The 12,287-nt window shown below is 46.4% G+C and carries 8 protein-coding genes; all 8 read right to left on the reverse strand.

Annotated features, from left to right (window positions below; all coding sequences use genetic code 11):
* Positions 1–141: 141 nt before the first annotated feature.
* The 8 genes from JJU34_RS19565 to JJU34_RS19600 all read right to left on the reverse strand — a co-directional run bounded on the left by JJU34_RS19565 (position 142) and on the right by JJU34_RS19600 (position 12,287).
* Entirely contained in the window at positions 142–1,584 is a 1,443-nt protein-coding gene (locus JJU34_RS19565; protein ID WP_228694115.1) for an efflux transporter outer membrane subunit, read from the reverse strand.
* 52 nt (positions 1,585–1,636) lie between these two features.
* Positions 1,637–4,798: an efflux RND transporter permease subunit gene (locus JJU34_RS19570; RefSeq protein ID WP_228694116.1), complete on the reverse strand. Its 3,162-nt coding sequence runs from the start codon at positions 4,796–4,798 to the stop codon at positions 1,637–1,639.
* 22 nt (positions 4,799–4,820) lie between these two features.
* Entirely contained in the window at positions 4,821–6,002 is a 1,182-nt protein-coding gene (locus tag JJU34_RS19575; RefSeq protein WP_228694221.1) for an efflux RND transporter periplasmic adaptor subunit, read from the reverse strand.
* Between the two features lie 217 nt (positions 6,003–6,219).
* Positions 6,220–6,579: a hypothetical protein gene (locus JJU34_RS19580; RefSeq protein ID WP_228694117.1), complete on the reverse strand. Its 360-nt coding sequence runs from the start codon at positions 6,577–6,579 to the stop codon at positions 6,220–6,222.
* Positions 6,580–6,679: 100 nt separating this feature from the next.
* Positions 6,680–8,254: a solute:sodium symporter family transporter gene (locus JJU34_RS19585; RefSeq protein ID WP_228694118.1), complete on the reverse strand. Its 1,575-nt coding sequence runs from the start codon at positions 8,252–8,254 to the stop codon at positions 6,680–6,682.
* Between the two features lie 118 nt (positions 8,255–8,372).
* Positions 8,373–9,254: an inositol oxygenase gene (locus JJU34_RS19590; RefSeq protein WP_228694119.1), complete on the reverse strand. Its 882-nt coding sequence runs from the start codon at positions 9,252–9,254 to the stop codon at positions 8,373–8,375.
* Positions 9,255–9,396: 142 nt separating this feature from the next.
* Positions 9,397–11,073: a 2-succinyl-5-enolpyruvyl-6-hydroxy-3-cyclohexene-1-carboxylic-acid synthase gene (menD, locus tag JJU34_RS19595; RefSeq protein ID WP_228694120.1), complete on the reverse strand. Its 1,677-nt coding sequence runs from the start codon at positions 11,071–11,073 to the stop codon at positions 9,397–9,399.
* Entirely contained in the window at positions 11,070–12,287 is a 1,218-nt protein-coding gene (locus JJU34_RS19600) for a chorismate-binding protein (RefSeq protein WP_228694121.1), read from the reverse strand. Before JJU34_RS19600 ends, menD begins: the two co-directional genes overlap by 4 nt.

Here is a 12,287-nt window from a genome sequence, read left to right on the forward strand (position 1 = left end):
TATAACTGCTCATGGAAATGGTTGAATTTCTTTCTTCCGGTAAGTTGAATGCCATAGCTGGAAAAGAGGTCAATCAATTGACGGATCATTCGGATTTGATTGTTTTTTCTAGTCATAATACAGGATTATTTAAATGATTGCTTATTGCCAGCCACCTCCCAAAGCTCGGTACAGTTGACTGTAGTTCTGTAGTTTATCTACCCGAAGCTGCACATAGGCAAGCTCGGATTCCAGCGAGCGGCTCTGGGAGTTGATTACGTCTAAGTAGTCCGCATATCCGATTCGGAACATGGTAATGGCGTTGTCGATCGAACGTTTTTGGATATTCACTTCTTCGGACTTCAATGCGAGTTGTTCTCCCAGGAATTGAAAATCATTGACCAATCGAAGTATTTCCAAGTAGCTGATAAGTGCTGTCTGTTCATAATCCAGCAAAGCGATGCGTTGATCCGCCTTTGCAGTCTGATAGTATGCCTGAATTCTGTTTCGGTTGAATACAGGGGCCACTAGTCCTCCGCCGACTTGGTATACGGCGGATGCTGGGGTCTGGAAAAGCCTGCCAAAATCAAATGCATTAAAGCCTGCCAATCCCGCTATATTGAAAGTTGGGAAAAAGGCCGTGCGTGCGATGTTGGTCTGAAGGTTTTGTGCCTCGAGGTTCCGCTCTGCCGCGCGTACATCCGGTCTCAATCTCAGCAGATCGGCGGGAATCCCTAATTTCAATACCTCTGGCACACTGTCGGTCTGCTTTAAAAGTCGGACGTTCACATCCGCATCGGCTGATGCGGTCAGTTGCATCAACGTGAGGTTGGCATGCTGTAGCAATTTTCTTTTATCGAGCAACATACCTCTGGAGTTGAGCAATAATGCTTCAAATTGGTCGAGGGACAACTGACTGTCCTGTCCGGTTTCTTTGAGACTTTTACCCAATTCAAACTGTCGTTCCTGTATAGCAATGTTTTCCTCCAGGATACGGATTTCCTCAGATAGGCCAGCTGCCAAGTAGTAGGTCTCAGCGATCGAGGCAATGAGGTTTGTCTTCGCCAAGGAATAGATTTCTTCCGATTCCATGTAACGAGCTAATGCCTGCTTTTTCTGCATGCTAAGTTTGCCCCAAATATCAATCTCCCAATTGAAGTCCAAGCCTAACGTGAAGTCCCTATACGGGTCAGGGATTTTTTTATCCTCGGGCACCGTTGGCGACTGATTGGAATCGGCGTTGCCAACCCCATCCATGGTATATTCTCCAAACCTCCTGATTCCCGTGCCAACGTAGGCATTCACTTCGGGAAGCTGTCCGAGTTTGGCTTGTCGCAGGTTGGCTTGAGCACGTTGAATAGCGTAGAACGTTTTTAGTACATCTTGGTTGTTTTCCAAGCCTTCCTGAATCAGCGCTTGCAATTGGGGGTCTTTGAAAAACTCCCGCCAATGAACCAAGGCCCAGCTATTAGTGTCCGCCTCGGCGCCAAGCGCAAATTCATCTGGTAGTGTAGCGGTAAGGAGGGGTTCTCTGCTCGGTGCACATCCAATCAGGAGTGGTATAAGCACCACAATACTGTATATCGAATACTTTGCAATTTTCATTTTTTTATAATTCTAGGCGGAGAAAGCAATCGTTTCTCCGCCATGGTATGTATCAGATGTTCTTTAATTCCGCAACAAATTCTTCCGCAGGCATCGGCTTTTCTGATTTCTTCAGTGCAGTGGCCCACGATTCAAATACATAGTATAGGCCTGGGATCAGTACGATTCCCACCAAGGTTCCAATCAGCATGCCGCCCGCAGCCGCAGTACCGATGGTTCGATTGCCTATGGCGCCAGCCCCGGATGCAATAGTCAGTGGAATCAGTCCGCTAATGAAAGCGAAGGAGGTCATCAATATGGGCCTCAGCCTTTCAACCGCACCGTTAACGGCGGATTCTAGGATTCCCATTCCCTTTTGGCGTGACTGCACGGCAATCTCGATGATCAGGATGGCATTTTTACCCAGTAGACCGATGAGCATAATCAGTGACACCTGCGCATAAATGTTGTTTTCCAATCCCGTCAATTTTAACAATAGAAAGGATCCAAAAACCCCCGCAGGCAAGGAAAGGATAACCGGGAAGGGTAGGAGGTAACTCTCGTATTGGGCAGCCAACAACAGGTATACGAATACCAAGCAAATCAGGAAAATGTAAATTGCCTGATTGCCCGAGTCGATCTGTTCCCGGGTAATTCCAGACCAATCAATGTCAAATCCTCTGGGTAAAATAGCCAAGGCGGTTTCCTCCACTGCTTTGATTGCATCTCCACTGGAGTATCCCTCTGCCGCATCTCCATTGATCATCGCAGACAAGAACATGTTGTACCTGCTGATCTGTTCCGGACCATATACACGCTCCATGGTGACAAAATTGGAATAGGGTACCATTTCCCCCTGATTGTTTTTGGTATACATCCGCAACAGGGATTCGGGGTTGGTCCGATATTCGGGCAGGGCTTGTATCATCACCTTGTACATCATGCCGTAGCGAATAAAGTTGGATGAGTAAAAGCTACCTATATAGCTTTGCAGAATGTCCATGGATTCATCTACCGACACCCCAAGCTTGGCCGCTTTGTCATGATCTACGCGAAGGAGGTATTGTGGAAAGCTAGGGTCAAAGTTGGTAAAAACTTCTTTTAGCTCCGGTCGGGTGTTTAGTTCCTCCAGAAAATCATCGATGGTCTCTGCTGTTCGGTCCAATGAACCACCCGTTTTATCTTGTATCCTCAGCTCAAATCCGGATGCATTACCAAAGCCTGGTACCGGTGGCGGAGCAAAAAACTGGATTTCAGCTCCTGTGATGTGGGCTGTTCTTTCTTGGTATTTGGAGATCAGTTCGTTTACGCCCTGTTCTCGATCTCCCCAATCCACCAAATTAATCATTCCCATGCCAAAGGAGGCACCTGCTGTTTCAGTCAGTAGACTGTATCCGGCCAAGGTGGATACGGTTTCTACTTCCTCAAATGGCAATAGCGCCGCTTGGATGTCATCCATGACCTGTTGCGTACGTTCTACGGTAGATCCCGGAGGCGTGGTCACGCTGACGTAAACCATCCCTTGGTCTTCATTGGGAATAAACCCGGTGGGCAGGATGCTTGCCACACCGAAAGTCAGCAAGAAAAACAGAACCAAAATCCCAAAGGTCACAGATTTTCTTCCCGCAGTACCGCCGATAAATCGACCATATTTTTCTGAAAAGCGATCGTATTTTTCGTTGAAGCTGGTAAAGAACCTGCTTAACCATCCCTTTTTGTCTTCATGATGTACGGGTTTCAAAAGCAGGCTGCAAAGTGCCGGAGACAGGGTGAGCGCGTTGATACCGGAAATGACAATGGCGATCGCCAAGGTCAATGAAAATTGCCGGTAAAAGATGCCCACCGGTCCGCTCATAAAGCCTGCCGGAACAAACACGGCGGACATTACGAGTGTGATCGCTATAATAGCTCCCCCAATTTCCTTCATGGCAGCAAAGGTGGCATCTTTCGCATTCAAGCCGTCTTTGTGCATTTTCACGTGAACGGCTTCGACCACCACAATGGCATTGTCAACCACGATTCCGATGGCCAACACCATCGCAAACAGGGTCAGTAGGTTCAGCGAAAAGCCGAATAGGTTCATGAAAAAGAAGGTACCTATCAACGATACCGGAACCGCAATTGCCGGAATCAGGGTAGATCGGAAGTCTTGGAGAAAGATAAAAACCACTAGAGATACGAGCAAAAAGGCCTCTATCAACGTTTTAACCACCTCGAAGATGGACGCATCCAAAAATCGAGATACGTCGTAGGAAACGTTATATTCCATGCCGGGAGGAAACGAGGTACCCTCCAATTCCTCCATTTTGTCCTTTATGTTTTGAATTACCTCTCGGGCATTCGAGCCGGGGCGCTGCTTGATCATGATCGAAGCGGAAGGCCTTCCGTCGGTCGTTGAGACCATGCTGTATTCCTGCGATCCAAATTCCACTTCGGCTACATCTTTGAGTTTTAGCAGAGAGCCATCCGGAAGTGCCTTCAAGGTGATGTTTTCGTACTCCTCCTCCGTATTGAATTTGCCGGTGTACTTTAACACATATTGTAGTGCCTGCGGCTCCCGATCTGAACTGATGCCGGATTTACCGGGAGCAGCTTCCACGTTTTGCTTTCGGATCGCTTGATTAACATCCAGCGGTGTCAGCCCATAGGAAACCAGTCGGTCAGGTTTCAGCCATATCCTCATCGAATAGTCCCTGAATCCCATGATCTGCGCAAAACCCACCCCGTCGATCCGTTTTAGTTCGGGCAGAATGTTGATGTCCGCAAAGTTGTATACAAACCGCTCGTCCTGCGTGGTGTCCGTGGTCATCAGGTTTAGGTAGAGCAGCATGGAGTTGACTTCCTTTTCTGTCTGAACTCCAGCTCGGATGACTTCTTCTGGAAGCTCATCCAACACTGTCGAAACCCGGTTTTGCACATTAACCGCAGCCAGGTCCGGGTCGGTCCCCACTTGGAAGTACACCGTGATCAATGAAACACCATCGTTTGTGTTTACCGAGGTCATATAGGTCATGTTCGGGACACCGTTGATGGCACGTTCTAGCGGTGTGGCCACCGCTTTCGTCAATACATCTGCATTAGCTCCGGTATATTTAGCCGTTACCGTGACCGAGGGAGGCACAATTTCTGGAAATTGGGTTACCGGTAGGGACACCAATGCCAACAATCCTAGCAGCGTAATCAATACAGATATTACGGTGGATAGGATCGGCCTTTTGATAAATATATCAAACATCTTAAGTTGCCTTTAAGGAATGTTATAAAGTAGCTTGGGCAATGGTTTCCAACGTCTCGTATACATCGTTGGGGCTGGTTTCTTGGGGATTTACTGCCACTCCGTCTTTCAGTAGCTGTATACCCTCCAATATGATCCGGTCGCCCTCTTGGAAGTCGTCAGCGATGTAAAATAAGCCATATCTACCTTTGGGTCGGAAGCTTCTGATTTGTGCTTTGTTGTCGGCATCAACCAAATAGATATATGTGTAATCCTGTATTTCAAAAGTCGCTTTTTGCGGAATCAGGAAGATGTTCTCCAGCGGTTTGGTCATTTGAACCTTGCCACTGGCACCGTGCTTCAGCAGGCCATCTGGGTTCGGAAATCGCACCCTGAGCGCAATAGATCCCGTTCCTTTTTCAAAATCTGCCTCCATGGTCTCCACTTTTCCGACGTGTTGGTATAGCTGACCGTCGGAAAGAATTAGCGTAATTTCTTCCTTTTCTTCTTCTAAGGTTGCCTCTAGCGCGTGCCTAAGTCCCTCTGTAGACTCTTTTTTGAAGTTTTCCCGATCGATCCGGCCTCGCATGTATTCCAAGTACTCGTTCTCTGTGATTTTGTAGTACGCAAAGATTTCATCGATATCCGTGATATTGGTAAGTAAGTCGCCGCTATTGATCAAGCTTCCCGTTTTGTAGGGGATTCGGTCCACCATGCCATCAAAGGGGGCTCGTATGGTTGTGTAGGATAGTCCTAATCGGGCATTTTTAAGCATGGCCTCGGATTCCATGATGGCGGACCGGGCCATATCTAACCTAGATTGGGCAAGCTCTAATTCCGAAGATGAAAAGATGTTTTTATCTACCAGTATTTTCAGCCGTTCAACCTCCAAAGAAGCCCCTTTTTCTTCCGCTTTTGACTGCATGAGCTTAGCGGTGGCAGAGTTTACCAGCTCGTTGTACTCCGTTGAGGATAGCTGAAACAAGGGCTGATCTTTTCGGACAATCTCGCCTTCGTCTACGTATATTTTTTCTACGAAGCCCTGAATTTTTGATCGTACCTCCACAAACTGCCGCGCTTGAATGTCAGCTACATACGTTTGGGGTATTTCGATGGTCATTTGTTCCAGTGAGAGCACTGGGATTTCCAATAATTTATTTGCTTGGTTGTCTTTACTGTTTCCAGAACTACACGAACTGATCAACACTACAAGGACGATCAACATACTGGTGGGCAGGTAGCGATTAGCGGCCAAAGCCCCTGAAAAGGAAAAGGAATGTTCCATGGATAGTATAAGTAAGAAGGTATTAGTTTTTTTAAAAATAGCATGATAGAACACACTCAAGCCGAGATTTACGTTTGTTCAATAAAGCTTGAGGAGTTGTTCGGGCAGCAGAGATCCTAAAAACGGACTCGCTGAAAACTAACTGGAAATAAAAAAATCAAGGAGCGTTCTTACAAATGACCACCTTTACGAGGTTGGACATTAGAGGGTGTAGCAGTGTGTGACTTATCTGGTTTAACTGCGCGTCAGATAAGGGAAAGGAAATTTTCTTGCTAAAATCAATGGTAAAGGGAGATACATCGGCAATCCGCTGAAGGCTCGAGAAGCTAACGGTATTGTTTCGAATGAGCGATGTGGGAAAATCTACAAAATCGTAATCAATCTCTGCAATTTGGACATCTTGGTGGATAAATTCGTGATCCGCGTCGTCCCCGTCTGCAACAGATAGGCACACCAAAAAAACAGCCAAAAAATTGGTGAGGACATTCTTTAATAAAAATTGCAAGAAACGATTCATCTTTTTAATTAAACCGCAAAATTAATGAGATTATCTAAAATTAACGCATTCATCTCCTAAATAGTTTTTTTGAAGATAAAGTTTCCTAAAGTGGAAAAATTTATTGTGCTAACCATACGTAGATCAATACAACGCAGATAACCAAAATGAGGGCCAGGGGTTTTGCATACTTCCATTCCTTTAAGTCTAGGCCAGATGTATTTATATGAACGGGGCGGACCTTCGCGGGGTATTTTATACTGACCAAATACATGGCTACCATGTTAATGACAAACTCAATGCCCCAAATATGAATAAAATGGATGTTCAATTCTAGAATAAAGGTGGTAAGGAGGTAAAAGGAGAGGCCAAGAATCAATCCCACTTTGGCACCTTCCGCGGAAATTTTCGGAATAAAAAAGCCTGCAATCAGAATGGAGGCGATGGGAATAAAGAAAATCCCATTTAACTGTTGCATCAGTTGGTACAAGCCTTCCGGAGCATTTCCTACCAGCGGGGCCACCAGAATGGCCGTTGCCGCCAATACAATGGAGCTGATTCTGCCCACCCGTACCAATGTCTTATCCGTAGCAGTTGGAGAGATGAATTTTTTGAAAATATCTAAGCTGAAAATCGTAGCGGCCGAATTCAGGACGCTATTGAATGTGCTTAGTATAGCTCCTAAGACCACAGCCGCAAAAAAACCAATCAAACTCAAAGGCAGTACCTTCATCAATAAAACCGGGTAGATAAAGTCCTGATCTTCGTAGTACTGTTCGCCGTAGTAATAAAATGCAATTATACCCGGCAATACAATGATCAAAGGAATTAGGATTTTAAAAATGCCCGTAAATAGAAGACCTTTTTGCGCCTCAGCCATATTTTTTGCACCTAGTGCCCGCTGTATGATGGTCTGATTCATGCCCCAAAAATAAATCTGATTGATCATCAGTCCGGTAAAAAGCGTACTGAACGGAAGTACAGAATCTTCTGTACCGATCACATTGAATTTTTCGGGTGCTGCATCGTATACTTTTTTAATCCCCTCCATGACACTTCCGTCACCGATATCCCATAAGGCAAATACCGGCACCATGAGACCCCCAATAACCAGTCCAATGGCATTGATGGAGTCAGAGAATGCCACGGCCTTTAACCCGCCAAAAATGGCATAGATAGATCCTACTACACCAATGACGATTACGGTAATCCAAATTCCCTCTCCCTTGCTGACCTCTAAGACTTCCGACACATTAAAGATGCTTTCCAGGTTGATGGCACCTGTATACAGGACAATGGGCAACAAGGTTACCACAAAAGACAGCATCAGCAGAAAGGCAACAATAGCTTTAGTCGTTCCGTCGTACCGGTTTTCCAAGTATTGGGGAATCGTGGTCAATCCCATTCTAAGGTAGATGGGTAAAAAGTACAAAGCGGCGATTACCAAGGCAATGGCTGAGGTAACTTCCCAGGCGATGATGATCATACCGTTTTTGTAAGCGGACCCGTTCATGCCGATAAGATGTTCGGTGGAAATATTCGTGAGGATCATCGAACCTGCGATAACTCCCCCGGTGAGCGTTCTACCGCCTAAAAAGTATCCGTCACGGGAATGAATATCATCTTTCCGTAATTTGTACCAAGATAAAAAAGCAACAAACAGGGTAAATCCTACGAAGGAAATAACAGTGAGCATGTGCCGGTAGGTGGTTAGGTTATAAAATTCCCCAAAGCCGCAGGTTGCTGTAGCTTTGGGGATGGTTTATTGGTAGATACGTGTTGATACAGGTGTACGGGTATACCAGTCGCGTTCCTTAAAATTTAAGGGTTGCTGGAAGGTATTTAGCCACCAAATCCTCGTAGTAAGGTCGGAGGGCTTTCGCATCCGGCGGCACGGGCACCTTGGAATACAAATCGTAGGGGTTAAATTTCTCAACCCACTTGAACATCTCTCGGTCGTGGTCGTTGAGCAAGTGGTCGTAGGAATTTTCCCGGTGCTGTGCGTAAAAGGAATGGTATCGGATCATGTAAAGAGCCGGTTCCGGAAGGTAGTCTTTCATCATCTGATACAGGTATTCATCGTGTCCCCAAGACATTTTCACCTGATCCAAGCCGCAGTTTGGCTCATAGACCCCGTATTTTGAATTGTATCGCTCATCAGTGGAATCTGGATTGTCGGCAAAAAACTCCGGATACACGATCGCATCGGTGTGTTTGCATCCCACAGGAAAAGTATCGCCTACAACTGCCCATTGGGGCTCGTCAAACAAGCAGAGTACTTTTCCCAAATCGTGAATAAAGCCAGTTAATACAAACCAATCAGGGTGGCCGTCCGCCCGTATAGCCTCTGAGGTCTGTAGTAGGTGCTGCAACTGGTCTAGGTTAATATCTGGGTCGGAGTCATCTACCAATGTATTCAGGTAAGCTACAGCATCCCAGAATGGCATCTCTTTCTTTTCGAATTTTAGAAACTCCTTTTCCTTTTCCACCACAAAATCATACGTTTGATACTTGTGGTTCAACCGATAGAATTCACGTACCGTGTCTACCCGCTCTGAATCGTGGTAGTTGCGGTAATCTTCTTTGGCTTTCGCCTGCTTATCTTTGGGTTCAGGGTACCTGACCAACAAATCATCTTCCCAGTCTTCGATGCTGTTAAGAGGCGTTTTTTCGTTTTCGTTGTACGTTGATTGCATGGAACTAAGGTGTTTTTAGGGTATTCGATACGAGTTTCCTAATCGGTTTCGAAAATTACCAAAAAAAAAATCATGTTTCTGGAATTTTGCCCGAATATTTTTAATCCTACTACTTTTATATTACGGACATAGGATGGCAAAGTTATCTCAGAGCCGCCTTAATTTCTTTAAGTGTTTTTGCATTTGAAACAGAATCGGAGAAGACCTCTAGGATCTTGGGTTTTAGGGATTTTTCGAAGAAATTGGGAAGGACCGAAAGCAATTCAGACTCATGGTAAACTGCGTTGTACTCAAAAGAAAACTCGTTGGCCAGTGATTTGGCGGTGAGAGCCTGCCGTGTTTCAAAGAATTCCTCCAATTCCGGGAGTGCATTTGGTCCCTCGATGAGTCTGAAAATTCCTCCGGCGTGGTTATTTAAAACCACGACTCGTAGATTGGGCAGGTCGTAATTGTGCCAGAATGCATTTCGGTCGTAAAAGAAAGCCATGTCACCGGTGATCAGGGTTACGGTTTCCTTGGTGGTGAGGGCACATCCCACTGCCGTGGAATTCGACCCATCTATACCGCTGGTTCCGCGGTTAGCTAGGATTTCGATCCGTTTTTCTTTCATCCCAAGAAAGCTGGCATAGCGGACGGCCATGCTGTTAGCCAGGTGTAGTTTGGAGGGGTAGGGAAGATGTTTTAAGCAATGGTAAATCGCCTTAAATTCACCAAAGGTCGCGTTTTCCATTGCTAGAGGTAATTTCTGTCGAATGCGGCTTTCCGCCTCCACCCACCCTGCGGTGTAGCTTTTGTCAACCTGCAGTTCCTGAGAGATAAACCAGTCTAAGAAGTCCGAGGGCGCTGCGTGAATCACCTTGGTAAGCCTTTGAAAGGGATCTGGTACGTAGCCTTGCGTCTGAATGTGCCAGTGATTTGCAGGGGTACTACGGAGAAACTGCTTGAGGGATTTGGATAGGATGCTCTTTCCAAAGGTGATAATCAGATCAGGCACTAGGCGTTCTTTTTCCGTAGTGTTTTGCAGTAGAAAATCTGGGTGGGTGATAGCATCCCCGTTTTGGAGGTTGGAGATCAGTTCGGTAACCACCACCCCCGTGCCGATTTTATGAATGTGTTCGAGCATGCCCTTTAGCCGGTCGTCTTTTTTTTGTTGTCCCGGCACAAAGAGAATTCTGCGGTACTTTTTTATGTTTTCTTTTAACCGAATCAGCTGCTCTTGGGAGAGTGTTGGGGTTCCACGAAGTGGTTGGGTAACCGGTACGGATCTGGAAAAGTCGAATGATTCTCCAGGAGCAGGATAGAAAGGCTCTCGCAATGGTACATTGATATGAACGGGGCCTTGGGGAAAACTCGTCGCCTCTAGGATTGCCTCGTTGATCAGCCGGTGAAGGTGCCAGAGATGGTCTTCGGATGAAAAGGAATCGGGGAGTACCAAACTTTTTTTTACGTGATTCCCGAAGATTCCCGTCTGCCGGATCGTTTGACCGTCCCATTGGTCGATCCATTCCGGAGGCCTGTCGGCTGTGATCACCAGTAAGGGTATCTGCTGGAAAAACGCTTCGGCAATCGCCGGGGCATAGTTGTAGCCTGCGGACCCGCTGGTGCATACCATAGCTACTGGCATCTCAGACTGTTGGGCCATGCCAAGGGCAACGAATGCCGCAGATCGCTCATCCGAAATGGTGCGGCAGTGTATGTTCGGATGGCGGATAAATGCCAATGAAATCGGCGCACACCGCGAACCTGGGGACAAAACAGCTTCCTTGATGCCGTGCTGTGCACATATACTCACCAGATCAGTTATTGCGGGTACTATCAAGTTCTTTCGGGGTTAATGAGGTATTTTCGGATGATTTCACATTTCATTTCCGTCTCTTCCCATTCCTTTTCTGGGTCAGAGTCTTCTGTGATACCGGCTCCGGCATACAGGAGGGCACCATTTTCCAAAATCCTACCGCAACGGAGGTTGACATAAACCTGCGTTTCCTCTTGGATGTTTATTGGGCCTAGGTAGCCGGCAAAAAAGCTTCTGTCAAATCCTTCATTTGATTGAATGAAGGCATTGGCGGTGTCTTTGGGCATCCCACATACCGCGGAAGTTGGATGCAGTAAATTGAGCATGACGGATCCCAATTGAGGAAAACCGGTAGCTTCCATATCCACGTAAAAGTCGGATTTTAGGTGAAGGAGATTTCCAGCCATGCTTGTCTTTGGACCGATTTCATCGTATTCCCGTAAGCGTATTTTTTTAAAGCAACTGACGATGTATCTGCTCACCAAAGCCTGTTCTTCAATTTCCTTTTGGGTCCACGCAGCCGTTTTAAGAGGATTCTCTCCAACCCCTCGTTGGGTGCCCGCCAAGGCCATCGTATGAAAAGTAGTACCTTTGGTCTGAATCAGTACCTCGGGGGTAGCACCGATCCACGTTCCTATTCCGGGAATGTGAAAGAAGTTGACAAAAGAATTGGGGTAGGCCCGGCAAAGTGCCAAGAACGTCCCAACGAGATCAAATTCCTCCGTTAGGGGCAGATGTTTGGTCTTTGCAGCCACCACTTTGAACATGGTTTTGTCTGAAATCTCGCGCCTGGCTTTTTCCACCATCGTCACAAAGGATTCCTTGGTAGTGGAAAGTCCGATCGTGGGCTTTTCCGCTGCTGTTTCGCGTTTTATCGCCTTCCAAATCTTCTCTCTCAGTGATCCACCGGCCTTGCTAGTCGCCTGCACCAGTTGTTCCGGGAGCTCGGTGTACGTATTTTGGTCCAAGTCGAAACTAAGGTAGGTTTCAGCAGGTATAAAAAAAGCCTTCTCGTTTTCCAATCCGGAAAAGGGATGCAGGATAAACCCTGCCGGTAATTTTTCAATTTCAGTAGACACCTGTAGGATGTCACCACTACTATCTAACACAATCTCTACCTTGGATGCATGGGGTTTCCGCCAAATGGCAACCTGAAATTGGCCATTTAAGGACGTTAAACACACATTTTCGAGGTATTCGGTGGCAGTAAAGGTATTCGTCGCTGCTACTGTATTCAT

The sequence above is a fragment of the Lunatimonas sp. genome, from assembly GCF_020832325.1.
Classification (GTDB): Bacteria; Bacteroidota; Bacteroidia; order Cytophagales; family Cyclobacteriaceae; genus Lunatimonas.

What these genes read in the sequence shown, in the direction of transcription:
- JJU34_RS19565 (WP_228694115.1), bottom strand. Translation starts at nt 1,584, where the DNA reads ATGAAAATTGCAAAGTATTCGATATACAGTATTGTGGTGCTTATACCA.
- JJU34_RS19570 (WP_228694116.1), bottom strand. Translation starts at nt 4,798, where the DNA reads ATGTTTGATATATTTATCAAAAGGCCGATCCTATCCACCGTAATATCT.
- JJU34_RS19575 (WP_228694221.1), bottom strand. Translation starts at nt 6,002, where the DNA reads ATGTTGATCGTCCTTGTAGTGTTGATCAGTTCGTGTAGTTCTGGAAAC.
- JJU34_RS19580 (WP_228694117.1), bottom strand. Translation starts at nt 6,579, where the DNA reads ATGAATCGTTTCTTGCAATTTTTATTAAAGAATGTCCTCACCAATTTT.
- JJU34_RS19585 (WP_228694118.1), bottom strand. Translation starts at nt 8,254, where the DNA reads ATGCTCACTGTTATTTCCTTCGTAGGATTTACCCTGTTTGTTGCTTTT.
- JJU34_RS19590 (WP_228694119.1), bottom strand. Translation starts at nt 9,254, where the DNA reads ATGCAATCAACGTACAACGAAAACGAAAAAACGCCTCTTAACAGCATC.
- JJU34_RS19600 (WP_228694121.1), bottom strand. Translation starts at nt 12,287, where the DNA reads ATGAATACAGTAGCAGCGACGAATACCTTTACTGCCACCGAATACCTC.